Raw genomic sequence first — 26,603 nt, forward strand, 5'->3', positions numbered from 1 at the left:
GTCACCGGCGGCTAAAGCAATAGGCTTTCATGCGCGGTTTCTGTGACAGTTTTATTATCGATGCTGACGATGACAGCACCTTCCACATCCCGGGTCACGGAAATTTCGCGCACCTTGCCATCGACGCGAAGCTTGGCAGTAAATCCGCTCCAGCTTTCCGGCAGTGCAGGTTGCACAACGAGTTCGCCACCCCGCTTGCGGATGCCGAGGATGCCCTCTACCGCAGCGCGATAGAGCCAGGCGGCTGAGCCCGTATACCAGGTCCATCCGCCGCGCCCCGAGAGCGCGCCATCACCATAGATATCAGCCGCGACCACATAGGGCTCGACCCGATAGGTATCGGCAGCATCCCGATCCCTGGCATGATTGACCGGGTTCAGCATCTGGAAGGCACGCCAGGCGTCGTCGGCACGGCCCTGCGCGGCAAGCGCCAGTACCGTCCAGGTCGCCGCATGGGTATATTGCCCACCATTTTCACGCACCCCCGGAGGATAGCCCTTGATATAGCCGGGATCCTGCGACGTGCCCGAAAGGGGCGGCGTGAACAGGCGGATGATCTGGTGATCGGAATCGGCAAGTTCGGAAAGAACCGCGTCCATTGCCTGACGCGAACGATCCCGGTCGCCCTCGCCGGAAAGCACACTCCAGGATTGGGCGATCGAATCGATCCGGCACTCGTTCGCTTCCGCTGAACCGAGCGGCGTTCCATCGTCATAATAACCGCGACGGTAATATGCGCCGTCCCAACCGGCCGTTTCAAGGGCAGCTTTAAGAGTTTCGAGATGCTTTTCCCAAATGTCGGCGCGCGCGGTATCGGAACGCTCGCGGGCAATACCGACAAACGAGCGTAGCGTCGCCGCGAGGAACCAGCCGAGCCAGACGCTGGTGCCGCGCCCCTCGATCCCGACGCGGTTCATGCCATCGTTCCAATCACCGCCGAGAATCAGCGGCAAACCGTTCTCGCCTGTTCGTTTGATGGCAAGATCGAGTGCGGCGGCGCAATGCTCATAGAGACTTGCCCGACGTTCGGACACCATAGGCTGGAAGAAGCTGTCATGCTGACCTTCCGCCAAAGCCGGTCCTTCGATGAAGGCAATCTGTTCGTCGAGAATGTCCTTCGTGCCGGTGACCTTGCAGTAATACTGCACGGCGTGGCCAAGCCAGACGACGTCATCCGAGATCAGCGTGCGCACGCCCGATCCATTGCCCGGCAGCCACCAGTGCAGGACATCCCCTTCCGGAAACTGTCGGGCGGCCGCGTTGAGGATTTGGGCACGGGCCAGTTCCGGTCGGTGGATCAGGAAGGCAAGTGTATCCTGCAACTGGTCGCGGAAACCGAAGGCGCCGCTTGCCTGATAAAAGGCCGAACGGGCGAGGATGCGGCAACCGAGGCTCTGGTAGGGAAGCCAGGCATTGACCATCGTGTTGAAGGCCTTGTCGGGTGTATCGACCGTAAGGACCCCTATGAATTCATCCCAATAGGCCTTGGTCTCTTCGAGCATGGCGCCGACCGAAGCCTTCATCCCATCCGCGAGGATGCCCCTGGCCAACTCCTCATTGTCGCCGTCGCCGACAAGGAAGGTTATATCGCGGCTTTCACCCGGCTTCAGTACCAGATCGATCGCAAGAGCGGCACATGGATCGCCATCTGCCTCGATTGCACCGGAGAGACCAGAACCGGCAAGCACCGCTGACGGTGCGTGAATGCCGCCGCCCTTACCCAGAAATTCGCGCCGGCTTGTCGTGAAGTCATGCACGACTTCGCTGGCCGCAAAGAACGCCATACGACCGGAATAATCAATGCTGTAGGGGTTTGTCGCCAGAAGCGCTCCGGTTGCCTCATCCCGTTTCGACAGGATGAAGGGCGCGGTCTTGGAACGATTGTTGCCCAGCACCCATTCAAGATAGCCGTAGACCTTGAGGCTGCGCTCCGTCGTCGCATCGTTGCGCAACGTCAGACGAATGACCTTGACCGGCAGGGTCCGATGTACGGTCTGCGTCACCTCGAGGCTCAGCTCGTCCTGTGTGCTTGCAAAAACCGAGTAGCCAAGTCCGTGACGGGTCTCAAAGACCGTCGATGTACGGCGAGACAGGCTGCCATAAGGCGTCAGAACAGCGCCGCTTTCCATGTCACGCACAAAGATTGCTTCGCCGGGACGGTTAGTCACGGGATCGTTGGTCCAGTTCGTCAGCTGATAGTCGCGTGAATTGCGGCTCCAGGTGAAAGCGGCGCCTTCGGCCGCGACATGGAAGCCGAAGATCTCGTTGGAGATCACGTTGATCCACGGTTGCGGGGTCGCTTCGCCGCCGCGCAGGCGCGTGACATATTCGCGGCCATCCTTTGAGAAGCCGCCGTAACCATTCCAGAAATCGAGGCCTTCGCCGGAGATTTCGGCCTTGGCAACCTCCGGTAGCATAACCGCAAGAATAGGCAACTCAATCTTGGATTTTTCCTTGGACGGTGACGAGAACAACGCCTCGGCACGGCTGATCTGATCCGAGATCGTGCCATTGCGAGCGTGGAACACCGCACGCGATGCAGAAAGCAGCGCCGACCACGTCTGCGGCTCCATGATGTCGCGACGAACGGCGAAGATATGCTGGCGCGGCCCGTCCGAGAGCCCGCGCAGACGGAGGTTTTCGCACATGGCGTCCAGCGCATGCTGCATATCCTGCGCATAGGACGCAGCACGCTCATTGACGATCACCAGATCGGCGGTAACGCCGCGGGCGCGCATATATTCCTGCGCCTTCAGCGCTTCTCGGGCGATGTTCAGATCGACATCATCATTGATACGTACCGTGAAGATCGGGAAGTCGCCCGAGATCGACAGCGGCCAGAGCGCGGACTGTGGACCGAGACCGGCCTGCACCGTCGCACCGTCGGCGCGAAGCTGCATATCCGGATAGGCAAGATAGCGACCGAGCATCTGGAAGCTCGCAGCCTCCTGCGAGGTGATGCCGACGTGGCGCATCTGTACCTGGCTGCGCGTCCAGGCATGGATCTGCTCATGGTTGAAGCTGTCGGGATGGCGATAACGGTCGATTGCGCGGTCGATCTGCTCGCGGTTGGGTGCGGCAATCGTCCAGACGATGATGCTCACCTTCTTGTTGGCGGGAACACGGATGACGCGGCGCAGCGACATGACCGGATCGAGCGTGTAGCCGTCGGTGCCCGAAAGCGATGCGCCCTCGTCGAACGCCTGCGCTTCCGCAAGCGTGCGGCCAACGCCGACAAAGCGGCGACGATCGGTCTCGGCTTCGGTGTGCCGGTCACCGCCGGAATTATCAGCGATGAGATGGGCCACTTCCATATCCGGCTCGCCAGGGCTGCGCTTGTTGCGCACGACGCGAATGACGTCGCCCTTGGCATCGATCTCGGTGTGGATGAACATCTTGGAAAACAGCGGATGAGCACTGTCGGTATCATCGGTCGTCAGGACCGGTTCGGCATAGGAGGTGACTTCGATGAACCGATCTTCCGAGCCGGCATTCAGAAGGGTAAGGCGACGGCCTTCGGCATCATGCTCGGTGGCGACGATGCACTCGACCTCACTCGTCAGATCGCCGACGACCTTGACGAATTCCGCCTTGTCGTCCCCGAAACGGGTCATGGTCTTTTCGCCGGCCGCCCGTCGAGGTTCTGCGGTCGCGGACCACCAGTCGCCCGTCGTCGTATCGCGCAGGAAAAGGAAGGTTCCCCAGCGATCTTCCGTCGGGTCTGGCTTCCAGCGCGCCACCGTCTGGCCGTTCCAGCGAGAATAACCGGCGCCGGTCGCTGTCAGCATGACGGAATAGTGACCGTTCGACAGGAAGACGGTTTCGCGATCCTTGAGCAGCGGATTGTTGATGGTGCGGACCTCCGGACGAAGCAGGTCTTCAGGGCCTTTGCCCAGCGATTCCGGTTCGCGCTTGGCGTTGATGACCGGAATGTCGCGCGGCGCCTTTTCCTGCAGCAGCAGCTCGGCTGCCTCGATCACCGGATCGGCATGGAACCATTCGCGCAGGCGTCCTTCGAAAACGACGTTGGCCACGGCCGCAATCGACATGCCGTGATGGTGGGCGTAGTAGTTGCGCACCACTGCACAGGTCTGGCCTTCCGGCACGCGCGTCGGGGTATAGTCGACTGCATCATGGAAGCCATAAACGCCGAGTGCGCCGACCGCTCTCAGCCGTTCGAGGTTCGAAAGCGCCGCCTTCGGATCATACATGCTTGCAAGAATCGACGCGTAAGGCGCGATGACGGCATTTTGACCGAGGCCACGCTTGAGACCCAGCGTCGGCACGCCGAAATTGGTGTACTGATAGGTCAGTTCATGGTCGCGCGCATTGAAGGCGGCTTCGGAAATGCCCCACGGCGTGCCCAGGCGGCGGCCGTGGTTCATCTGTTCCTTGACGATCAGATTGTTGGTCTGGTTCAGGATACCGCCCTGACGCTCCTGCATGACCAGCGGCGGCATCAGATACTCGAACATCGAGCCGGACCAGGAGACGAGCGCTCCGCGCGCGCCGATCGGCACGATCGGACGGCCGAGCTTGTACCAGTGTTCGGTGGGCAGATCACCCTTGGCGATGGCAAACAGGCTGGTCAGGCGGGCTTCCGAGGCGAGCAGGTCATAGCAGGCTTCGTCCAGTTCGCCTGTGTTGACCCGGTAGCCGATCGACAGCAGGCGCCTTTCCTTGCGGAAGAGGAAGCTGAAATCCATCGTAAAGGCGAGATCGCGGGTACGATCACGAAGCACGATCAACCGCTGCCGGAGGCTTTCGATCGCGGTCACGTCGAAAACGCCATCGGCGATGTGCGCTTCGCAGGTGTTGACCAGAAGGGCGGCCCAGTTGGAGACTTCACCGCTCTTAGCGCTCTTCACCTCATGATCGAGATTGACCGTCAGCTTGTGAATGTCGCGCGCCAGCACAGCGAGATTGATGACGCGAATCGAGGCAAATTCGTGCTCGCGTTTCACCGTTTGGAGCGCATTCTCAAAACCGCTCAGACGTTCTTCCAGCAGTTTGCGCAGCGGACGCACTGTCTTGCGATCGTCCGGCAATTCGGCAAGCGTTTCCACCAGGATCGCGGCGACATCGCCAATGCCGTCGAGATTGCCCTGGACATGGGCGGACGGAGCTTCGGCCCATTCGCGGCACATAGAGGAAACCGCGATCAGGTGACCGGCAAGATTGCCGCTGTCGACGGCCGAAATATACTTCGGCTCCATGGTTTCCAGCGTATCGGTCTTGTACCAGTTGAACAGATGGCCGCGGAATTTGGGCATATGATCGACGGTGGAAACCGTTTCTTCGAGCCGTCGTATAGTTTCCTCGAAACCAATCCAGCCGAAATCACGGGCGGACATCACCGACAACAGGTAGACGCCGATATTGGTCGGCGATGTGCGTTCTGCCAGGATCGGATGCGGTGTTTCCTGAAAATTGTCGGGCGGCAAAAAGTTCTGCTCGGCCGTCACAAACTGCTCGAAATAGCGCCAGGTGCGGCGCGCAATCTTGCGAAACTCGTCGATGACATCTTCTGGCACGACCAGCTGGTCTTCGGTTTCGGCCGATTGGCTGACGAACCACGCGATGGCCGGAGAAAGCATCCAGAGCGCCGCAAAGGGGATACCTATGAAAGGCAAGCCTGTATCCGAGATCGCGGCCAGGGCCAGCGATATCACGGCCAGCACGGGCGCAATCCACATGGACCGGTAATAATCCCAGATGCTGCCGCCGGCAGAACTCTGGACCTGGGCTGCGGTGCGCCATTCCAACATCAGCTTGCCGCTGACGAAGGTTCGATAGAGCGAGCGCACGATGGCATCGGCCATCATCGCTGCAGAATGGGCGATAAAGACGATCCGCAATGCGACCTGGGCGTTGGCGGCCTGCACTTCGGACAGAACAGCATGCAGATGCGCTCGTGCGACAATGTCGCTGCGGCGTGGCATGATGCTGGAGAAAAGCGAGAGCGTGGGCGCGACGAACAGGCTGAAGATCAGCACGAACTGCCAGATCAGCGCCTGGGTCGGCTCCATGTAGTACCAGCCCATGACCGAGGCGACGAGCCAGGCGATCGGAATCAGCGAGCGGCGCAGATTGTCATACATCTTCCACCGGCCAAGAGGGGAAAGGCCGTTCGCAAGATTGAAGATGTAGGGAAGCAGCTGCCAGTCGCCACGGGCCCAGCGATGCTGGCGCGAGGTTTCGACTTCGTAGCGGATCGGGAAATCTTCGACCAGCTCGACATCGGTAACCAAGGCGCAGCGCGACAGCGAGCCTTCGAGAAGGTCATGGCTGAGGACAGCGTTTTCCGCGACCTTGCCCTTCAGCGCAGCTTCGAAAGCGTCGACGTGATAAAGCCCCTTGCCGGTGAAGGTGCCTTCGCCTGCAATATCCTGGTAGACGTCGGAAACCGTGAAGACATACGGATCGATACCGCGATTGGCCGAGAAGATGCGCTGGAACGCCGACGCCTCGCTACCGGTCGTCAGCGACGGCGTTACACGCGGCTGAAGAATACTGTAGCCGGCCGTTACCTTCTGGGTAACCGGATCAACCACCGGACGATTGATCGGGTGATAGAGCTTGCCGACGAGCTTCGTCACCGCATCGCGCATCAAACGCGTATCGGAATCGAGCGTCATGACGTATTGCACATTCTCCGGCACCGTATTGGCGCCCGCGAGGAACGACGTATCCTTGTCACCGCGCAGCAGCAGGTTCAGCTCATGAAGCTTGCCGCGCTTGCGCTCCCAACCCATCCAGGCGCCTTCGGATTCATTCAAGAGACGGCGACGATGCAGCAGATAGAAGCGCGTCCGGCCGTCATGGGCATAGCGCGCCGCAAGCGTTGCAATCTCGCCCTTGGCATAGTCCAGCACTTCCAGATCGGCAGCGGTTTCCTCGACCTTGCTGTCGGCCCAGTCACTGACGAGGGCGTAGTAGACCTCACCGCGCGGATTGGCGAGATAGTGGACTTCGAGATTGCGCACCAGTTCATCGACATGATCGCGCTTGGAGATCAGACAAGGCACCACGACGAGGGTGCGCGCATCTTCCGGGATACCATCCAGGAACTCGTAGCCAACCAGGCGCGACGGCGTGACGAAGAACGTGACGAGCGTGTTGAACAGGCCCATCGCGCCTTCCGAGGCCGGAAGGGCAAACAGCAGCAGCATGATCAGCTTCGCGCCACTCGGAATATCCATCGGGCTGACGAAGAGATAGACCAGCACCATCGCCAGGATCGTCAGAAGAATATTCGGCCCCGCAATCGCCATCCAGTCCAGCTTGCGGCTGGCACGAACAATCCGCTGCACGACGGATGGACGATACTCGATCTTCGCCTCAAGAAGACGTCGCCTCTTGCCGACGAGGAAATCTCCGACATTGGCCGGCCGCGAGAAATCATCCTTCACCGGCGTGCCGGACTCGTCCCGCACCATGGCAAGCGCAAGTTCGGTCACTTCGAGTTCGGTTTTGCCGGAGCGGCGCGCCAGACGCTCGATCGTGTTGCGGTACTTGTTGCGCGATCCGAAATCGAGCGCGGTATAATCCGATCCCTGGCGCAGGGCTTCGTCGAGCTTGCTGACACTCTCGAACCAGACGGCCCAGTCGTTGTCGTCGATCTCACGCAGGCTGCGGATGATGTTGCTCATCGTCGCATTGCCGGACGAAAGCCGGTTCTGCTCGGCGAGAAGCGCGCTCTCCACATCGCTGTCGCGCTTTTCGAGCTGCTCTTCGAGCCAGTTGATCACCAGCCCGGACGTCTGCGATCCATCGCGCAGGCGATAGAGCAGCTGCGCCACGAAAGTATTGTCGGCGGAAAGCGGCTCGATCTCCGTAAGGAGCACCTTGACCTTGTCGGTGTCGTTGAGGCGGATCACCTGGTCGGCGATATCGTTTGCCTTGCGGCGCATGCCGCGCGAGCGATCGACGCGGATCGCGATGCGCCGCAGGTTCTCGATCAGCACGAAACGGAGCAGCGACGGCAAAGCCCAGAGTTCGCCGATCTTGAGGGTGCCATGCTCCTGGAAGCCCTCGACCATCGCGGTCAGGCTCTCGCGGGAAACCGTGCCGTGGGTGTGGGCGACATAAAGCCAAGCCAGCGCCAAGGTACGCGGTATGGTGACGCCAGCGACATCGATGGTCAGGAGCTGACGATAGAACTTACGCGGGAAATCGCGCCGGACTTCCTGGATCGCCTCCTCGACGATGTAGTGATTGTCGAGCAGCCATTCGGCAGCCGGCGTGATGGAAGCGCCGGCTTCGACATCGCGTGCCGTCACCTTGTAGACGCGGAAAATCTCGTTCTCATTTTCGCGATGACGCGCGCGGAAATCGAAGGAGAAGAAGGCAGGCAGGTTCGAGGCACCATTGAGTGCCAGGTTCGAGCCACAGGCGCGCAGCTCGTCGATGGTGAAATAGGTCGAGCGGATCGAATCGTTATAATCGATTTGCCTGGATTCAGCGTCGCGCGGAGTATTGGAATTATTATTGGGCATGGGAGCGGGTTCTGGGTCCAAGCGGTGTTGACGGGTGTCATCCTCATCCTGTTCCGGCAGGATGAGGCGCGCCCCTGAGGAATGGCCTTGCGCCGCCACGGCCCTAGATACTCGCTCGTATCGCGCCGTAAGCGATCATGATCTGCGCTTGCGCAGAACCACAACCACCGGCATTGCCCGCATGGGCGTAGGACATCGTGAAAGCGGCAGTCGGTTCAGGGCCGCGTGATCTATGAAAGTGGCATTTTTTAGCCGTTGAGCCAATGCGTTGCAAGGATGTGAAGGCATGCCAGCGGCATAATAAATCCCGCCCCGCAGTCAGGAACATGCGGGGAGAAGCCACGGAGGCGAGATTGGATCTCGGGGCGGTCCTTGCCGTAGAGATAGGAATGATCATCAGCTGCCTAACGCTGCGTCGATGTAAAGGTTCCTTTCTTCGTCATCAGCTGGCAATTTCATCCGGCAGTCGTTTCGGTTATTCGACCTGGGTCGTGATCCAGGTGCGAAACGCCTCGGTGATAGGGTTCTCCAGCTTGCCTTCCGGAACGACGAGGTAATAGGAATTTTCGGTCTGCATTGGGCTATCGAAAATCACTCGCAGCCGGTCGGTGGCCAGTTCCTGCTCGATCAGGTAGCGCGGCACCAGCCCGAAGCCGAGACCGGCAACAGCCGCTTCTATGACCATGGAAAACTGGTCGAAGCGATTGCCGCGATAGGCCGACTTCATCTCGCTGCCGTTGAGCTCGAACCATTGCGCCCACATCTTCGGTCGCGTCGCCAAGTGTAGCAGCGGCTTGTCTTCGAGCTCTGCAGCTTCCCTCATGGGATGGGCCGCAATCAGCTGCGGGCTGGCAACCGGCACGATGATCTCGCTGCAGAGATAGCTGCAGGTCGCATGCGCCCAGATCGGCTGACCGTAATGAATGGCAAGATCGAAATTCTCTTCCTCGAAATCGAAGGGTTTCGAGCGCGAGGCAATGTTGATGACCGTGCCGGGATAGCGTGCGATGAAATCGGGAAGCCGGGGCGTCAGCCACCGGCTGCCGAAGGTTGGCAGCGAGGCGATGGAGAGCGACGAATCGGAGCGCGCCGATGCCATAGCGCGCACCATCATCTCTTCGGATTGATGCAGCAACCGTCGAACTTCGGGCAAGAACTTCTGCCCGGCTTCGGACAGGATCACCCGCTGGCGGATGCGCTCGAACAGCAGCACGCCGATCTGGCTCTCCAGGTCCTTGATCTGGCGACTGACAGCACTTTGCGTCAGATTCAGTTCAGCCGCGGCCTGGGTGAAGCTGCCATGGCGTGCGGCGCATTCGAAAGCCTGGAGCGTGGTGATGTCCGGCACCAGCCGTCTGCTCAACTTCATTCCGACCTCGCATGATCATAGTCACAAGGAACGCAATCAAAGCTCATTCGGCTCCTATATGATACTGAATGAGAATGATCACCCCATCCGTATTCCTTAATGCGAGGCGTGCCGCCGTGAAAGAAAATAGTTTCGTTTCCACCGATGACATCCGCTCGGCCTTCTCGGCCGCGATGTCTGCCATGTACCGCACCGAGGTTCCGGCCTACGGTACGCTGATGGAGCTTGTGGCAACCGTGAACGCCGAGACGCTTGCTGCCGACCCGGCTTTCAAGGCTCGTCTTGAAGACACCGACACGCTGGAGCGCATCTCCGAAGAACGCCACGGCGCCATTCGCCTCGGCACGCCCGCCGAACTTTCGATGATGCGCCGCGCCTTTGCCGTCATGGGCATGTACCCGGTCGGCTACTACGATCTATCGACCGCCGGCGTCCCGGTTCACTCCACAGCCTTCCGTCCCGTGGGTGATGAGGCCCTGAAGCGCAACCCGTTCCGCGTGTTTACCTCGCTGCTGCGCCTCGATCTCATCGATGACATGGAGTTGCGTGCGGAAGCCGAGGACATCCTGTCCCGCCGCCAGATCTTCACGCCACTTGCCGTTGCGCTGACCGAAAAGGCCGAGCATGACGGCGGCCTCAACAAGGTCGATGCCGATCGCTTCGTATCCGAAGTGCTGGAAACGTTCCGCTGGCATGACAAGGCCAATGTCAGCCCTGCCATGTACCACCGCCTGCACGATGCGCACCGGCTGATCGCCGACGTCGTGTCCTTCAAGGGACCGCACATCAACCACCTGACGCCGCGCACCCTCGATATCGACGCCATCCAGGCCCGCATGCCGGATTACGGCATTGCGCCAAAGGCCGTCGTAGAAGGCCCGCCGACGCGCAGATGCGCGATCCTGCTGCGCCAAACGTCCTTCAAGGCCTTGGAAGAGCCGGTTTCCTTCCAGGCCGAAGACGGCAGCTGGCAGGCCGGCTCCCATACCGCCCGTTTCGGGGAAATCGAGCAGCGCGGCATTGCGCTGACGCCGAAGGGCCGCGCTCTCTATGACGAACTTCTCACTGCATCCCGCAAGATCGTGCGTCCTGCAGCCGATGGCTCCAATGCTGCTGAATACGAGAAGGCACTAGAACAGGCTTTCGTCGATTTTCCTGACACCTGGGCCGAAATCCGCATCAAGGGCCTCGGCTACTTTGCCTATTCGCTGACGGAAAAAGGTCGCCGCGCCGGCGTCGTTGCCTCCACGGATATCGAAGGCCTGATCGCGACCGGCCTCGTACAGTTCGACCCGATCGTTTATGAAGACTTTCTGCCGGTCAGCGCCGCAGGTATCTTCCAGTCGAACCTTGGTGACGATGCTGCCCAGGAATTTGTTGCGAGCCCCAACCAGCAGCGTTTCGAAATCGATCTCGGAGCAACGGTTCTGAACGAATTCGATCACTATGCCGGTATTGAGCAGGGCTCGATTGATGATTGTATCCGGGCACTGTCGAAGCTTGAAGCTGCCGAATAAGGGACGTCAATGCTCAATGAAAACCATATGGCCGCCCTGAAGGCGCTGGTCTCGGACAAGGGTCTTGTCTGCGATCTCAGCGATATGGCGACCTATGAGAAGGGTGCGCGTTACGACGAGGGCCGTGCGGCGCTCGTCCTGCGTCCGCAAACGACTGAAGAAGTTTCGGCTGTCGTCGCTTACTGCGTGAAAAACGACCTGCCGCTTGTTCCGCAATCCGGCAACACCGGTCTCGTTTCCGGCTCGACACCGGATGCAACGGGCACGCAGATCGTGCTGAGCCTCGATCGCATGACCAAACGCTTCGATCTCGATCTTGACAACCGCTCGCTTCGCCTCGACGCCGGTTTCACCCTGTTGGAGATCAACCGTCGGCTTGAACCGCACGGCCTGTTCTTCCCCATCGATCTGGGTGCCGACCCGCGTCTCGGTGGCATGATCGCCACCAACACCGGCGGCTCGCGCTTCCTGAAATATGGTGATGTCCGCAAGAACACGCTGGGCATGACCGTCGTTCTCGCCGATGAAGCTGGCACCATGCTCGATCTCAATTCGGACCTGCGCAAGAACAACACCGGCATCGACTGGAAACAGATCTTCATCGGCACATCCGGCGCCTTCGGTATCGTCACCGAATGCGTGATCAACCTGGAACGTCTGCCACGCCAGACGGCGACAGCCTATCTCGTGCCCGCAAGCGGCGCCCATGTGATGCCGTTGCTGCGCGCCATGGAAGAGCGGCTCGGCGCCTATCTCTCGGCCTTCGAAGGCATGTCGAAAGATGCGGTCGCCGCCGCTCTTTCCCACGTGCCATCGCTGAGGAATCCTTTTCAGGGCGGAAACATTCCGGACTATGTGATCCTCGCCGAGATTTCCCGGACCTGGGAACCACGTGAAGGCGAGCAGTCGCTTGATGCGGTTCTGGAAACCGTGCTTGGCGAAATCTGGGAGAGCGACGACGCTCCGCTTGCCGACGCCTTCGTCGGGCCGGCCTCGGAGATGTGGTCGCTGCGCCACGCATTGTCGGAAGGCGTCAAACATCTCGGAAAGCTGATCGCCTTCGATCTTTCCTTCCGCAGGGGTGATATCATGGCCTTCTGCGACCATATGAAGGCTGAAATGCCGCACACCTTTCCCGAAATCACCATCTGCGATTTCGGCCATATTGGCGATGGCGGCGTGCACTTCAATCTGGTCGTGCCGAAAAACAGCACGACAGCATCCGATCCGGATTTCGAGAAGCGCCTGCGCGATTTCGTGTTTTCGATCGCTGTTGAAAAATTCGACGGCAGTTTCAGTGCAGAACATGCCATCGGCCGCAAGAACCAGGCCTACTACGACCAATACACGCATCAGCACATCAGGGACCTCGCCAAGGGCCTGAAGTCGATCACCTCGCCGGGAAAGCTCGGCACGGTCCGCTTCTGACAGTCTCTATATCCAAATCAAGAACGGGAGTTTGCTCACCATGAACATTGCAACCAAGCCGGTGAACGTCGCCGCTGAAGCCGCTAGCCTCCTCGACAAGCTGGGCGTCGACAAGGCGCTTTATACGGGCGGCGATATGGTCTCCTTCTCGCCGGTCACCGGCGAGCAGATCGCCAGCCTGAAGACCGTTTCGGCTTCAGAAGCCGCCGCGAAGATTGAAAAAGCCGATGCCGCTTTCCGCGCCTGGCGTCTCGTACCCGCCCCCAAGCGTGGCGAACTGATCCGCCTGCTTGGTGAGGAGCTTCGCGCCCACAAGACCGAGCTTGGCCGCCTCGTTTCGCTCGAAGCCGGCAAGATTCCGTCGGAAGGCCTCGGCGAAGTTCAGGAAATGATCGACATCTGCGATTTCGCCGTCGGCCTTTCCCGCCAGCTCTACGGCTTGACGATCGCAACCGAGCGCCCCGGTCACCGCATGATGGAAACCTGGCATCCGCTCGGCGTCATCGGCGTCATCTCCGCCTTCAACTTCCCGGTCGCCGTCTGGGCGTGGAACACGGCGCTGGCCATCGTCTGCGGCAACGCTGTTGTCTGGAAGCCCTCAGAAAAGACCCCGCTCACCGCCCTTGCATCGCAGGCTATCCTTGACCGCGCCATCGCCCGCTTCGGCGACGCGCCGGAAGGCCTGAGCCAGGTTCTGATCGGGGATCGCACCATCGGCGAAGTTCTCGTCGATCATCTGAAGGTCCCGCTGGTTTCGGCCACCGGCTCCACCCGCATGGGCCGCGATGTCGGTCCGCGCCTTGCCAAACGTTTTGCCCGCGCCATCCTCGAGCTCGGCGGCAACAATGGCGGCATCGTCTGCCCGTCTGCCGATCTCGACATGGCGCTCCGCGCCATCGCCTTCGGCGCCATGGGCACTGCTGGCCAGCGCTGCACGACGCTGCGTCGTCTGTTTGTTCACGACAGCGTCTACGACCAGCTCGTTCCGCGCCTGAAGAAGGCCTATCAGAGCGTTTCCGTCGGCAACCCGCTGGAATCGTCGGCACTGGTTGGCCCGCTGGTCGACAAGGCCGCCTTCGACAACATGCAAAAGGCGCTTGAGGAAGCAAAGGCGCATGGCGGCGCGATCACCGGCGGCGAGCGCGTCGATCTCGGCTATGCCAACGGTTATTATGTGAAGCCTGCTCTGGTCGAAATGCCGAAGCAGGACGGCCCGGTCACCGAGGAAACCTTCGCACCGATCCTCTACGTCATGAAGTACAGCGACTTCGACGCAGCCCTTGCCGATCACAATGCTGTTGGCGCCGGCCTCTCCTCGTCGGTCTTCACGCTCGACCTGCAGGAAGCCGAACGCTTCCTGTCGCCGGACGGTTCGGATTGCGGCATCGCCAATGTCAACATCGGCACATCAGGTGCTGAAATCGGCGGCGCCTTCGGTGGAGAGAAGGAAACCGGCGGCGGCCGCGAATCCGGTTCGGACGCGTGGAGGGCCTATATGCGCCGCGCCACCAACACCATCAACTATTCCAAGGCCCTGCCGCTGGCACAGGGCGTGTCCTTCGACATCGAATAATCGGAGCGACATCCATGACCATCACTGCAACAATCGAGGAGGCGGGCTTTTCGCCCGCCTCGCGGATCTCGACGATCGGGGTTTCGCAGATCCTGAAGATCGGCGCTCGCGCGCAAGCTCTGAAGCGCGAGGGACGGCTGGTGATCATCCTCGGTGCCGGCGAACCCGACTTCGATACGCCCGACCATATCAAGGACGCGGCTTCCAAAGCGATCTATGCGGGCGCAACCAAATACACCGCGCTTGACGGTTCTCCCGAGCTGAAGAAGGCGATCCAGGGCAAGTTCGAGCGCGAGAACGGCGTGCCCTACGCGCTTGACGAGATCACCGTTGCGACCGGCGCCAAGCAGATCCTCTTCAACGCCATGATGGCGACGCTGAACCCCGGCGACGAAGTGATCATCCCGACACCCTATTGGACCTCCTATTCCGATATCGTCGAGATTGCCGAAGGCAAGCCGGTGCTGATCGCCTGCGATGCCGAAGCCGGTTTCCGCCTCAAGGCCGAACAGCTGGAAGCGGCGATCACGCCGAAGACACGCTGGGTGATGCTCAATTCGCCGTCCAACCCCTCAGGCGCGGCCTACAGCGAAGCCGACTACCGGCCGCTGCTTGACGTGCTGCTGCGCCATCCGCATGTCTGGCTGCTCGTCGACGACATGTACGAACACATCGTCTATGACGACTTCAAGTTCGTGACACCGGCGGCCATAGAACCGAAGCTGAAGAACCGCACCTTGACCGTCAACGGCGTGTCCAAGGCCTATGCGATGACCGGCTGGCGCATCGGCTATGCCGGAGGTCCGCGTGATCTGATCAAGGCCATGGCCGTCGTGCAGAGCCAGGCGACGTCCTGCCCCTGCTCGGTCAGCCAGGCCGCTTCGGTCGAGGCGCTGAATGGCCCACAGGAGTTCCTGAAAGAGCGCACCGCGAGCTTCCAGCGGCGCCGTGATCTCGTGGTTTCCGCCCTCAACGCGATCGAGGGTCTGGATTGCCGCACACCGGAAGGTGCCTTCTATACCTACTCAGGCTGTGCTGGTGTGCTCGGCAAGACCGCACCGTCCGGTCGCAAGATCGACACCGACAGCGACTTCTGCGCCTATCTGCTCGATGAAGCCGATGTCGCCGTCGTGCCCGGCTCGGCCTTCGGCCTTTCCCCCTATTTCCGTATTTCCTACGCGACATCTGAAGAGGAACTGAAGGTGGCACTGGAGCGGATCGCCACGGCCTGCGCCCAGCTGGCCTGACCTTCTCCAAAACGCTTTTCCCGAGCCCCGTATGCCTCTGGTTTGCGGGGCTTTTGCTTTCGCAAGGCATTGTACCGCGACCGAATTTGCTGCTATCCGGGTTGTCCAGCCCGCGGTAACCGCGCGGTGCGTTGAACCAGGGCCGATCGTTCATGTTCCGCAATTTGCGTCCATCGACAGACATCATCGAAAAGCGGCAGAACGATACGCTCGAACCGGCCCATGCAAACTTCTACAGGGGAAAACCCAACCCTCTGCGCCTGATCCTGCAGGCCCGGCACGATTTTCTGTCGATCTGGCGCAAGACCGACTATGCCGATCAGGTTACCTCCATCAAGCTGCTGGGCCGGCAGCTCGTTCTCGTCAATTCGCCGGATGCGATCCGCTATGTCGTCGCAAAGCGTCACGAGAATTTCGAGCGCAAGACACCGCAGATGCGCCGCGCGCTTGAGTTTCTTCTAGGTGATGGCCTGTTCATTTCCGATGGCGAAACCTGGAAACAGCGCCGGCCGCTCGTCAACGACATCGTGCACAAGAACCGCCTGCCGGTCTTCGGCAAGATCATGGAAAAGACGGCGAATGAGATGGTGGAGCGCTGGAGCGCGCTGCCGGACGGCGCTGGGGTCAACGTTCTCTACGAGATGGCCGGCCTTACGGCAGAAATCATCTCGCGTAGCGTCTTTGGCAACGATCTCGGTGAAGAGGCAGCAAATGCCGTTTCCCAGGGTTTCGAGAGCTACCAGTCGCTGATCGACTCGATCAATCTCGGCTATTTCCTCGGTTTCGATGACGGTCTGCCGGTTCTGCGCACGCCCAAACTTCGTCGCTCCGTTTCCCGTATCCATGGCATCATCGATAAGGTGGTTGAGGACCATCTTGCCGGCCGCGGCGACGATCAGTCGATGGTGGAGCTTCTGGTACGCCGCCAGCAGCGCAATCCCGAACTGAAGCTCGACGTTGTTGCGCTTCGAAATGAAGCGGCGACGATCTTCATGGCGGGGCATGAGACCACGGCGGCTACTCTCACCTGGGCCTGGTATCTTCTGTCGCGCGCGCCCTGGGTTGAAAAGGCCGTGCACGATGAACTTTCCCGGGTCTGTGGCGACCGCACGCCGACAATGGAGGACTTGCCGGCGCTCGACTGGTGTCGTGCGGTCATCGAGGAGACGCTGAGGCTCTATCCGCCCGTGCCGATCCTGGCCCGCCAGGCAACCGAAGCCGACCGCATTGGCGATGTTGATATCAAGCCGGCGTCTCTGGTGCTGATCGTGCCGTGGCTTCTCCATCGCACGGAAGCCTTCTTCAAGGACGCCCACCTTTTCAAGCCGGAACGCTTCCTGGGCGACAAGCGCCCGATCCCCTACAGCTATATCCCGTTTGCCGCCGGTCCTCGCGTCTGCCCGGGCCTGCAGTTCGGCCTTAACGAGGCCATTCTCTGCCTGGCCGTTCTGGCGCAGCGCTTCCGCATCCGTGTGGCAGATGATCTCAAGGTCGAACCACAATGCCGCCTCACGCTCAGGCCGCGCAGCGGTTTACCTGTCACTCTTCATCGCCGCGGAAAGGCCTGACCATGGCACCGGAAAAACAGAACGTCGTCGCGAAGAAGAGACAGGCCTGGGTTTATGAGGCACCACCAGCCCCGCCGGTTTCGGATTTCTTCCGGGACACGGAGCGGCGGCAGGCCGCCTTCAAATATCATGTAAAGGACAATATCCAGAATGCCGCCGAGTTCGCCACCCATTTCGGCCTGAAGCTGCTTCCGATCGACCTGTGCTCGGCCATCGGTGCATGGCTTGGCGCGTTTGTCATGCCGCGCTGGCACAAGGGTGCCCTGAGGAAGGCCGATCGCAATCTCAAGCAGCTGCTGCCCAACGCCTCGGACGAGGAACGCGCGGCGATCCTGAAACGCAATATGAAAAATCAGGGCCGGCTGATGACGGAGTTTTCCATCATCGGCCGCCTTTCCAAGCCATCGAAACGCGTGGTGTGGAACAATGTCGACTGGATTGTCGAAGCCAAGCGCAAGGGACCGGTCATCATGGTCGGCCTGCATCTTGGAAACTGGGAAATCCTCGGACCGAAACTCGTCGAACTCGGCTTCGAGCCATCCGCCAACTACACCCCGCCCACTGGCCGGGCACGCGCCTGGATCGCCGACCGCCTGCGCATCAAGCTCGGTTATCGGCTGATGCCACCCGGCAAGGACGGTATTCGACCCGCGCTCAAGATCCTCAAAGGTGGCGGCGTGATATCGATCTTTTGCGACGAAGGGTTCGGCGGGAAGATTCGGGGACCCTTTCTCGGGCGGCCACCACATCTCGAAGGCAACATCGCGATCGTCACCCGTCTTGCTCGGATGACCAATGCAACGATCTGCCCAGGCTACATCCTGCGCACCAACGGCGCCAATTTCGAGGCTACCGCCCTGCCGCCGATCGTTCTGCCGCCAGAAGAAACGCCCGGCGATAGGCTGATCGAGGATGTGGTTCTCCTTAATGCCGCAATCGAGCCGGTCATTCGCGCCCATCTCGATCAATGGTATTTTCTCGACAACTCCCTATAGAACGGGTTGCCGAAGCTCTGCGACCAACGCTGCCAAGCGTTCGCCAGCGATCTCGATCGAGCCGCTGTTGTCAATGGTGATCACATCCGGCTCGTCAAGCAGATCCGGCACCCGCCGCTGCAGCCGCGCGAGAATCTCCTGCTCGCTTTCACGGCCCCGCGTCACCAGACGCTTGGCCAAAACTTCCGGCGAGGCGACGATGTTGACGATCCTTATCCGGGCAAATTTCGCGCGAAAATGATCGAGCGCGTGCCGGCTGCCATTGGCTATCAGGATCTGCCCTTGCCGCAATCGGACGAGGGTATCGGCAGGAATACCGTAACTCAGACCATGCGCGGACCATGAAACCGCAAAACCGCCTTGGGCGAGCCGGGCCTCAAATCCCCCCGGCGAAATCGCCTCATGATCCTCGCCGCCGGCTTCCCCCGCGCGGGTGATAACCCGGCGAACGCGATGCACGGCGAGGCCGGAAAGGCGATCGAGGGCGAAGTTTATGACGCTGTCCTTGCCGGCGCCGCTCGGCCCGACGACAACGACAAGCGTGCCGTCGGAATGTTCTCCCGACATCACGCCACCCGCCGGCCTTCACGCCAGACCGCGCGCACGATCGGCACGCCTTCATGCCGCTCGACACGAACGAGATCGGCACGCAAGCCCTCTGCGATACAACCACGATCATTCAGTCCAACAGTGCGGGCCGGAGTGGCCGTCACCATGGCCAGCGCCTGCGGCAGGCTGACGGTTTCGAGTTCATCGGAAAGCACGAAGGGCGCATGGATCAGGCTAAAAGGGACATAATCGGAGGAAAGAACATCGAGCACACCGCGCGCGGCAAGATCACGGGCGGCGATATTGCCGGAATGGGATTTGCCACGGACGATATTGGGCGCACCCATCAATACACTGAGCCCTGCTGCATGGGAGGCTTCCGCAGCCTCGAAGCTTGTCGGGAACTCGGCAAGGCGCACACCAAAATTCACCGATTCATCGACATGGTCGAGGGTCGCATCATCATGGCTGGCAATGGCGATACCGCGTTCGTGACAGGCACGGGCAATCTCCGTGCGATGGGGAGCGGCATACCGGGCCGAGAGCGCCTGCTGCCGCGCGACGAAGGCCGCGAAAGCCTCGTCCGACAGGCCACGCTTCGTCTTGTAGTAAAACGTGTACTGCTCCATCGTCTGGAACTGGCGCTGGCCGGGCGCATGATCCATCAGCGAAACGAGGCCGACCTGGGGATCGTTTTCGAACTCCTCGAAATGCTCAAGCACGTTGTCGGTCGAAACTTCGCAGCGCAGATGGATGCGGTGATCCGCGCGCAGCCTGTTTTCGCGCGCAGCCTGGGCCAGCGCATCGGCCATCGCCCGCATCTCGCCCTTTTCAAAACCCCCATCCTCATCGGATCCCATGCGCAGGCAATCGAACACCGTGGTGATGCCCGACGTGACGACCTGGGCGTCGTGCGCCTGAATGGCCGCCGTCTTCAGCCAGCGGACGCCTGGGCGTGGCGAATAATGCGCTTCCAGATGGTCTGTGTGCAGTTCAACGAGGCCGGGAATAAGATAGTCGCCTTCGAAATCCTCACCGACAGTGCTCGGGCCTTCGGAAATCTCTGCGATCTTGCCATCCCGAACGACGACCGAGCCTTTGACGATCTCGTCTTCGAGAACAATGTTTGCGTTGGAGAAAATCTGTTCGGTGGCCATATCAAGCAGTCTTTCGTGTCGCTGCGCCGCCAAGCGGCATGAGGGAGTGAACGGTAAATGGCGCGCCGCGCCGTGGCTCGACGAAGAGCGCAAGTGTCGTGATCGGCAACGGTCTGCCGACAAACCCGGCAAAAGCCCGATTGAGCGCTTGACGCATCGGCGCCTGACGGTCTTCCGGAACGGGACCAGTAAGCGTCATGTGAAAACGGAAATCGTCGAACACATAGGGATAACCCCATGTCTGCAGGTTGGTGCGCTGGCTGGGCGGGAGCGCTTCGGGATTTCGCCGCGCAATGTCTTCGGCAGAAAGCGGCTCGCGAAACGGTTCGAAACGCCGAACCGTTTCTGCTGCAAAAATCTGGAGCGCGTCGCAGGGTTCAGCCGGAACCAGCGCAAAGAACGAGCCGAGCTGGCCGACGACGATATCAGGAATATCGAACGAGGCGCATTCCGCTGAAAATTCATCGAGCGCTTGCAAAAGCTCGCTTTCGCTACGGCCGTCCGCCAGCGAAAACGGCGCCTTTACCGTCGCATGGAAACCGTAGCGGCGTGGATCAGCCGTCAGCTGCTTCAACTCCTGCGCATCGAATCCTTCTACCGCCGGCATGGCGACACTGCCGTCGATAAAGGCATCGCGGCCGAGCCAGGTCGCAGCCGACAGGGTCAGCGGGTCGTCAGCAGGTGGCGTGAAGTACAATGCGTAGCGCAAGCGTCAATTCCTTGAGTGGACCCGGGCGTCATGCGAACCCGCGTCGCTATTCCGTTTCCGTGACATTCTCGTGGTGCCCGGGCGATGGGGCCAGTTTTTTAGTGCCCCCTTCGTCCCATGAGGCGGGACCGTAACAGATTCGAAACGCCGTCGAAAATGAAGACGACGATGAGGATGAGCACCACCATATAGGCAACGTTTTCCCAGTCGGAATTGGTACGCATCGCCTCCCAGAGCTTCAGACCTATACCACCGGCGCCCACCGCCCCGATGATCGTCGCCGACCGGGTGTTCGATTCCCAGAAATAGAGCGCTTGGCTCGCAAAAACCGGCAGGACCTGTGGCAACACACCATAACGCTGCACGGCAAGCGGCGCGGCGCCAACCGATTTGACACCCTCACGCTGCTTGTCGTCGATATTTTCCAGTGCTTCCGAATAGAGCTTCCCGAGCGTGCCGGTGTCGGTGAAGAAGATGGCGGACATACCGGCGAGCGGCCCCGGACCGAAAGCGCGGGTAAAGAACAATGCCCAGATCAGCATGTCGACGGACCGCAGGAAGTCGAAGAAGCGCTTCGTTACCTGATTGAGGATACCGTTGCGCGTGATGTTGCGCGCCGCCAGAAAGCAGAGCGGAAAGGCGATGAGAGATGCGAACAGCGTTCCGACAAAGGCCATGACGATTGTCTGCAGCAGCTTGGTCCAGACATCGAGATGCTGCCATTCGGAATTGTAAAGGATATTGTCCCAGGCGAGTGACAGGTTCGATTGAGCCGGATCGATCCGCTCGCCGCTCGTGATCAGATGGAAAACCTCGGCCGTCGATTTTCCGAAGAAGGGGGAATTGGTATCGAAGATGAAATTCGCCCATCCCAGGAAACGATTGTGGATGCTGATCTTCTCCGCATCGACATCCGCCCAGCCGGTCGGGCCGAAGGCAAGCGTGATTTTCTCGCCGGGATGTCTCTGCGTTGCCCAGCCGGGCAACGGCCCTTCCGCTGTCACCTCGCCCGGCCGGTCAAGCCGGATCAGAAGTGTCTCGCCGCCATGGGTTGCCACTGCCTTGCGGTCGCTGACGGCGATGCGGGTGCTCGCGTTGAAGCTGACCTCGGCGCGGGTCACGACCTCTTCCGTACGGGTCACTGGCTTTGCCTCCTCGGCCTGCACAGCGGTTCCCAGAGCCGCGTCCGGCGCCATGAAGCTGAAGGCCGAGCTTTTCTTTGCGGGGGTCGCAGGCTTCACGGAAGCTTGTGGCACATCTTCCGTGCGCGTCACGGTCGCCTTGTCCAGCCTGACCCAATCGGGAGCAGCGTTCGGACCGAGCGGCGAGTAGCGCGGATAAACGACCTGCATCGTCCCATCCGAGGAAATACGGATATCGGGCCGGACTTCGTAGGACACCCAGTCTGCGAGATAGCTGCCGGCGATGTTCCAGTTGGCATTGCCAAGCACATGGCCGATGGCGAAGAACCACCAGCCGTAGATCATGTAGAGCGCAAGCCCCAGGCAGAGCAGGGCGGTCCGCTTCCTGTTGCGGTTCGAGCCCTCCACAAGCGCCGGATGCCGGGCGGCAATTGCCTCCATTTCGGCCATGCTCATCATCGGGTTACCGCTCATGACACGCTCCTACTGGGCAAGCTGAAAGGCCTGGTCGCCAACAAGGCGACGACGCAGCCAGGCGGAAAACTGATCGACGACAATAATTGTCGAAAACAGAAGCAGCACGATCGCCAGCGTCTTCGCCTCATGTCCCTGGCCGATCGAAAGCCGCAGCAGCTCGCCTATACCCCCGCCGCCGACAGCACCGATGATCGTCGACGCCCTGACATTGATCTCCAGCCGCAACAGGAAATAGCTCATGAAGTTCGGCAGCACCTGCGGCACGATGCCGAACCACACACGCTCGATCCAGTTACCACCGGCGGCGCGCAGACCCTCCTCCGGCTTCATGTCTGCATTTTCGACCACTTCGAAGAACAGCTTGCCAAGCGCACCCACCGTGTGGATCGACACGGCGATGATCGCAGGGATCGGCCCGAGAGACAGGATCGCCAGGAAAAAGCCTGCGATCACCACCTCCGGAAAGGCCCGGAGAATTTCCATCAACCGACGGACAACGCCGCGAATGATGGGATTGGGCATCAGATTGCGCGCAGCAAAGAAGCAGAGGATGAAGCCGAAGAACATGCCGATGATCGTCGAAAAGATCGCAATGTTCAGCGTTTCCAGCATCTTGTGGAAATATTCGGGCACATAGATCGTATCGGTCAGATAGAGCCGGCCTTCGGGATAATTGTATTTGAAACTGCCGTCGTCATAGGGCGAGGGGAGGTCGAACATGGCGCGCGCGATCTCCAGGCCGTCACGCGGCACGAGATCGCCGACGAAATCGAAGAAATGCGGCAGCCGATCGAAGAATTTGCCGGCATTGGTCTCGTTTGCAAACCACAGCGAGCCCGACAAAGCTAGGCCAAGCACCAGAAGCCCCAAAAACGTATAGATCCGGCGGTGACGGCTGAGCTCCTGCCAGTGTCGCTCGACGAGGGCGCCACTTGGGCTCAGCTGTGTTGAAAGCACGGACATGCCGCGTTGTCTCCGACGGTTTCGGGCTGTCCCGCATCAATGCGAAACGCCAGGAAAAGGGAACGCCGGCCAGCAAGCCGGCCGGCGTCAGATGCGCTTTAAGATCAGCCGCCGATCGTTGCCTTGCGGGCATCGATGATCGGCTTGTAGAAGTCGACGTTGACTTCGGTGAAGCCGGTGAAGTCACCGCCCATGACAGCCGAGAAGCAGGCAGCGTCTGTCTTCGGCAGGTCGAGCATGAACTGCTTGAACTTCGTCTTCATGTCCTGGTCCATCGATGTGCGAACGACGATCGGGCCGTTCGGGATCAGCGGCGACTTCCACAGCTCGACGATGTCGTTCATGTTGAGAAGGCCTTTTTCGACCATCTTGTGCAGGTTGCCGGACGTGTAGCCATCCTTCCACTCGCCAACACCCGAACCGAAGGTCGTGCCGGCGTCGAAGGTGCCCTTCAGCACTTCGAGGACGAGGTTTTCATGACCGCCGCCGAAGCCGGTCTCAGCAAAATATTCCTTGACCGGGGCGCCGATTGCTTCCGGCAGCGTGACGAGCGGAACCAGATAACCGGACGTCGAATCCGGATCAGCAAAGCCGAGCTTCTTGCCCTTGAGGTCTTCCAGCTTGGTGATGCCGGAATCCTTGCGGGCAATCATGATCGAGTGATAGCCGGTCGAGCCGTCGGTCTGGACGGTGGTCAGGATCGGCTCGACGGCGTCGGCCTTGGCGAGGTAGATCTTGGCAAAGCCGGAAGCGCCGAGTTCGGCATAATCGAGCGTGCCACCGAGCAGGCCCTGGATAACACCGTCATAATCGGCAGCCGGGAAGAACGAGACCTTTTCGACACCGAGCGTGGTCTTCAGGTGGTCGCCCAGGCACTGGTAGTTGCGCAGACGGTCGGCTTCGTTTTCGCCGCCGATGATACCGACGCGGAATTCCTTGAGGTCTTCGGCCTGGACGTGGCCGACGAGGGCGGTAAGGGCAACAGCGCCCATGAGGATTTTCTTCAGCATGACAAACGTCTCCTGTTGGCCCGGCTGCGCCGGGTCACGTTTTGTTGCGATGGCTTGCCCTTGACGCGGGCTCTCGATCCTTCAGGCCGGTGTCAGAGACCGGTCAGTACCAGCGGCTTGAGGCCGGCGGATTCCGTGTTGTCCTGCAGCGCGGCTGCCGGAATATTGATGCTGGTGGAGGTCATCGATTCCTCGATTTCGGCACCGCCACCGTAGATTTCGCTGACCGCAGCTGACGTCAGCTCCCCTGGCTTGCCGTCGAAGACGACGCGGCCATGGGCCATGCCGATAATGCGCTCACAGTAATTGCGCGCCGTATCCAGCGTATGCAGGTTGGTGACGACGGTGATGCCGTCGCGCTCGTTGATATCGCGCAGCGCGTCCATGACGATCTTGGCGTTGAGCGGATCGAGCGATGCAATCGGTTCGTCGGCAAGCAGCATCCGTGACTGCTGCATCAGGGCACGGGCAATCGCAACACGCTGTTGCTGGCCGCCCGAAAGTGTACCCGCCTGCTGCAATGCCACCTGCTCGATGCCCAGACGCTCCAGCGCGCCGATCGCCATGATCCGCTCCTCGCGAGTAAACATGTTGAGGATGCTGAGCACCGTGGAGCGATGATTGAGCCGGCCGAGCAGGACATTGGTAAGCACATCAAGGCGCGGCACCAGATTGAACTGCTGAAAGATCATCGCGCAATCACGCTGCCAGTGGCGAAGCGCCGAACCTCGTAGTCGCGACACCTCGATATCACCGAAATGGATCGAGCCGGAGGTCAGATCGCACAGCCGGTTGATCATACGCAACAGCGTCGATTTACCGGCACCGGAGCGACCGATAATGCCGACCATCTGGCCCGGAGGGATGTCGAAGGTAACCGAGCTGACGGCAGTCTTCTTGCCGAACTGGCGGGTTACGTTCTTCAACTGGAACATGGGCACTCGTCCTTCAAGCGGCGATACCGTCATCGGTACGACACTTGCCTTACAGGCACTTGATGAAGCGGGAATGTCAGTTTCATGTCGTTTCGATAACACTCCACAATCCCTTTCACGGCAGGCGGTTGCGGGGGAAAACTCAGGCATTGTGTCGAACAAGGAAAGCATCCGCATCGAGCATACGAAAGTCGTCGAGAGCCGTGCGAAGGCGGGCGTGATCCCAGTCCCACCAGGCGAGCTTTTCAAAGCGCGTTGCAATGTCGGCGCCGAAGCGCTCGCGGATGAGACGGGCCGGGACACCACCGACGATGGTGTAGGGGGCCACATCCTTCGAGACAACCGCGCCTGCGCCGATCACGGCACCATTGCCGACGGAAACGCCGGGCAGGATGGTTGCACCGTGACCGATCCAGACATCATGGCCGATGACGACCCGGTTTCCCCGCCGCCAGGCGAAAAAATCATCATCCATATCCGCATCCGGCCAATAATCTTTAGCCCGGTAAGTAAAATGATGCAGCGTCGCCCGCCAGACGGGATGATTGGTGGCATTGATCCGGACCGAGGAGGCGATGTTGGCAAATTTGCCAATGGTCGCGCACCAGACCGAGCCATCCTCCATGATGTAGGAATAATCGCCAATCTCGGCTTCATGGATACGGCAACGCTCGGCAATTTCGGTGTAGCGGCCGATCGTGCAATCGACCACGCGCGCGCTCGGATGGATGAGCGGGGCTTCAGAAAGCTTGGTGCTCATGCCGCAACCTTTCGTGGTGAAAAGGCCGAGACATCGATGATGCGATCGGCGACCGCGTCACGCACTTCCTCGTCGTGGAAAATACCGAGCAGGGCCACGCCAGCTACCTTCTTGGCCGCGATCATCTCGACCACGACAGCGCGGTTGCGGGCATCGAGCGATGCCGTCGGCTCATCGAGCAACAGGACCGTGTGGTCGGTAATGAAGCCTCGGGCGATATTGACACGCTGCTGCTCACCACCCGAGAAGGTCGCAGGCGGCAGCTGCCAGAGTTCTTTCGGCAGGTTAAGCCGGGCAAGAAGGTCGGCAGCACGTTCACGCGCTTCGATTTGAGCGACACCACGGGCGACCAACGGTTCGGCAACGACGTCGAGTGCCGAAACACGCGGGACGACCCGCAGGAACTGGCTGACATACCCAAGCGTATCGCGCCGGACCTCCAGCACCGCGCGCGGCGCAGCACTGGCGAGATCGACGAGCTGGCCGTTGTGCTCAATGAGGATTTGTCCGGCATCAACGCCGTAATTGCCGTAGAGCATTTTCAGGATCGAGCTCTTGCCGACGCCCGAAGGCCCGCCAAGAACGACGCATTCACCCTTTTTCACGGAGAAGGAGACGGCCGACACGACCGGCAGGCGGATACCATCGCGCAGATGCATGGTGAAGCTTTTTGCGACGTCGGAAACGACCAGGGGAGTGGCCATGA

The 26,603-nt window shown here is 60.4% G+C and carries 17 protein-coding genes; 6 read left to right on the plus strand and 11 right to left on the minus strand.

From position 1 onward, the window contains the following. Positions 1–11: 11 nt before the first annotated feature. Together QO002_RS01060 and QO002_RS01065 are read right to left on the minus strand one after the other, a co-directional pair. Complete coding sequence (locus QO002_RS01060) at positions 12–8,498, minus strand: glycoside hydrolase family 94 protein (protein WP_307225825.1); 8,487 nt, start codon at positions 8,496–8,498, stop codon at positions 12–14. Positions 8,499–8,973: 475 nt separating this feature from the next. After that, a complete protein-coding gene (locus QO002_RS01065; RefSeq protein ID WP_307225827.1) occupies positions 8,974–9,867 on the minus strand; it encodes a LysR family transcriptional regulator in 894 nt (297 codons plus the stop codon). A 116-nt stretch (positions 9,868–9,983) separates the two neighbouring features. Between QO002_RS01065 and hglS the strand changes: the two genes are divergently transcribed. The 6 genes from hglS (at position 9,984) to QO002_RS01095 (ending at position 18,195) form a co-directional block, all read left to right on the plus strand. Then, a complete protein-coding gene (gene hglS / locus QO002_RS01070; protein WP_307225829.1) occupies positions 9,984–11,384 on the plus strand; it encodes a 2-oxoadipate dioxygenase/decarboxylase HglS in 1,401 nt (466 codons plus the stop codon). Between the two features lie 9 nt (positions 11,385–11,393). Then, on the plus strand, positions 11,394–12,812 hold the full coding sequence (locus QO002_RS01075; RefSeq protein ID WP_307225831.1) for an FAD-binding oxidoreductase: 1,419 nt from the start codon (positions 11,394–11,396) through the stop codon (positions 12,810–12,812). Positions 12,813–12,852: 40 nt separating this feature from the next. Further along, positions 12,853–14,385, plus strand: a complete 1,533-nt coding sequence (amaB, locus tag QO002_RS01080) for an L-piperidine-6-carboxylate dehydrogenase (RefSeq protein WP_307225833.1) — start codon at positions 12,853–12,855, stop codon at positions 14,383–14,385. A 14-nt stretch (positions 14,386–14,399) separates the two neighbouring features. Further along, entirely contained in the window at positions 14,400–15,632 is a 1,233-nt protein-coding gene (locus QO002_RS01085; RefSeq protein ID WP_307225835.1) for a pyridoxal phosphate-dependent aminotransferase, read from the plus strand. 152 nt (positions 15,633–15,784) lie between these two features. Further along, positions 15,785–17,200 (plus strand): cytochrome P450, encoded by a 1,416-nt coding sequence (locus QO002_RS01090; RefSeq protein WP_307225837.1) that lies wholly within the window; start codon positions 15,785–15,787, stop codon positions 17,198–17,200. Between the two features lie 2 nt (positions 17,201–17,202). Beyond that, positions 17,203–18,195 (plus strand): lysophospholipid acyltransferase family protein, encoded by a 993-nt coding sequence (locus QO002_RS01095; RefSeq protein WP_307225839.1) that lies wholly within the window; start codon positions 17,203–17,205, stop codon positions 18,193–18,195. Here QO002_RS01095 and phnN read toward each other — a convergent pair. The 9 genes from phnN to phnL all read right to left on the minus strand — a co-directional run bounded on the left by phnN (position 18,190) and on the right by phnL (position 26,601). Then, positions 18,190–18,762, minus strand: coding sequence for a phosphonate metabolism protein/1,5-bisphosphokinase (PRPP-forming) PhnN (gene phnN, locus QO002_RS01100; protein WP_307225841.1), 573 nt, complete (start codon positions 18,760–18,762; stop codon positions 18,190–18,192). The two genes, QO002_RS01095 and phnN, sit on opposite strands and share 6 nt — an antisense overlap. Continuing rightward, the gene (locus QO002_RS01105) at positions 18,762–19,901 is read right to left on the minus strand and encodes an alpha-D-ribose 1-methylphosphonate 5-triphosphate diphosphatase (protein ID WP_307225843.1); all 1,140 of its coding nucleotides are present in this window, start codon (positions 19,899–19,901) and stop codon (positions 18,762–18,764) included. Before QO002_RS01105 ends, phnN begins: the two co-directional genes overlap by 1 nt. Before the next feature lies 1 nt (position 19,902). Then, the gene (locus tag QO002_RS01110) at positions 19,903–20,610 is read right to left on the minus strand and encodes a DUF1045 domain-containing protein (protein ID WP_307225845.1); all 708 of its coding nucleotides are present in this window, start codon (positions 20,608–20,610) and stop codon (positions 19,903–19,905) included. A 98-nt stretch (positions 20,611–20,708) separates the two neighbouring features. After that, the gene (phnE, locus tag QO002_RS01115; protein ID WP_307225847.1) at positions 20,709–22,226 is read right to left on the minus strand and encodes a phosphonate ABC transporter, permease protein PhnE; all 1,518 of its coding nucleotides are present in this window, start codon (positions 22,224–22,226) and stop codon (positions 20,709–20,711) included. 9 nt (positions 22,227–22,235) lie between these two features. Then, positions 22,236–23,192, minus strand: coding sequence for a phosphonate ABC transporter, permease protein PhnE (gene phnE, locus QO002_RS01120; RefSeq protein WP_307225849.1), 957 nt, complete (start codon positions 23,190–23,192; stop codon positions 22,236–22,238). Between the two features lie 104 nt (positions 23,193–23,296). After that, complete coding sequence (phnD, locus tag QO002_RS01125; protein ID WP_307225851.1) at positions 23,297–24,202, minus strand: phosphonate ABC transporter substrate-binding protein; 906 nt, start codon at positions 24,200–24,202, stop codon at positions 23,297–23,299. 92 nt (positions 24,203–24,294) lie between these two features. Next, on the minus strand, positions 24,295–25,137 hold the full coding sequence (gene phnC / locus QO002_RS01130; RefSeq protein WP_307225853.1) for a phosphonate ABC transporter ATP-binding protein: 843 nt from the start codon (positions 25,135–25,137) through the stop codon (positions 24,295–24,297). Positions 25,138–25,279: 142 nt separating this feature from the next. Continuing rightward, the gene (locus QO002_RS01135) at positions 25,280–25,897 is read right to left on the minus strand and encodes a DapH/DapD/GlmU-related protein (RefSeq protein ID WP_307225856.1); all 618 of its coding nucleotides are present in this window, start codon (positions 25,895–25,897) and stop codon (positions 25,280–25,282) included. Further along, on the minus strand, positions 25,894–26,601 hold the full coding sequence (phnL, locus tag QO002_RS01140; protein ID WP_307225858.1) for a phosphonate C-P lyase system protein PhnL: 708 nt from the start codon (positions 26,599–26,601) through the stop codon (positions 25,894–25,896). Before phnL ends, QO002_RS01135 begins: the two co-directional genes overlap by 4 nt. Positions 26,602–26,603: the final 2 nt, after the last annotated feature.

Origin of the sequence: Pararhizobium capsulatum DSM 1112 (genome assembly GCF_030814475.1) — a bacterium.
Classification (GTDB): Bacteria; Pseudomonadota; Alphaproteobacteria; order Rhizobiales; family Rhizobiaceae; genus Pararhizobium; species Pararhizobium capsulatum.

What these genes read in the sequence shown, in the direction of transcription:
- phnC (WP_307225853.1), bottom strand. Translation starts at nt 25,137, where the DNA reads ATGTTCCAGTTGAAGAACGTAACCCGCCAGTTCGGCAAGAAGACTGCC.
- amaB (WP_307225833.1), top strand. Translation starts at nt 12,853, where the DNA reads ATGAACATTGCAACCAAGCCGGTGAACGTCGCCGCTGAAGCCGCTAGC.
- phnN (WP_307225841.1), bottom strand. Translation starts at nt 18,762, where the DNA reads ATGTCGGGAGAACATTCCGACGGCACGCTTGTCGTTGTCGTCGGGCCG.
- QO002_RS01090 (WP_307225837.1), top strand. Translation starts at nt 15,785, where the DNA reads ATGTTCCGCAATTTGCGTCCATCGACAGACATCATCGAAAAGCGGCAG.
- phnE (WP_307225847.1), bottom strand. Translation starts at nt 22,226, where the DNA reads ATGAGCGGTAACCCGATGATGAGCATGGCCGAAATGGAGGCAATTGCC.
- phnL (WP_307225858.1), bottom strand. Translation starts at nt 26,601, where the DNA reads ATGGCCACTCCCCTGGTCGTTTCCGACGTCGCAAAAAGCTTCACCATG.
- QO002_RS01065 (WP_307225827.1), bottom strand. Translation starts at nt 9,867, where the DNA reads ATGAAGTTGAGCAGACGGCTGGTGCCGGACATCACCACGCTCCAGGCT.
- QO002_RS01060 (WP_307225825.1), bottom strand. Translation starts at nt 8,498, where the DNA reads ATGCCCAATAATAATTCCAATACTCCGCGCGACGCTGAATCCAGGCAA.
- QO002_RS01075 (WP_307225831.1), top strand. Translation starts at nt 11,394, where the DNA reads ATGCTCAATGAAAACCATATGGCCGCCCTGAAGGCGCTGGTCTCGGAC.
- QO002_RS01135 (WP_307225856.1), bottom strand. Translation starts at nt 25,897, where the DNA reads ATGAGCACCAAGCTTTCTGAAGCCCCGCTCATCCATCCGAGCGCGCGC.
- QO002_RS01095 (WP_307225839.1), top strand. Translation starts at nt 17,203, where the DNA reads ATGGCACCGGAAAAACAGAACGTCGTCGCGAAGAAGAGACAGGCCTGG.
- phnD (WP_307225851.1), bottom strand. Translation starts at nt 24,202, where the DNA reads ATGCTGAAGAAAATCCTCATGGGCGCTGTTGCCCTTACCGCCCTCGTC.
- QO002_RS01085 (WP_307225835.1), top strand. Translation starts at nt 14,400, where the DNA reads ATGACCATCACTGCAACAATCGAGGAGGCGGGCTTTTCGCCCGCCTCG.
- QO002_RS01105 (WP_307225843.1), bottom strand. Translation starts at nt 19,901, where the DNA reads ATGGCCACCGAACAGATTTTCTCCAACGCAAACATTGTTCTCGAAGAC.
- phnE (WP_307225849.1), bottom strand. Translation starts at nt 23,192, where the DNA reads ATGTCCGTGCTTTCAACACAGCTGAGCCCAAGTGGCGCCCTCGTCGAG.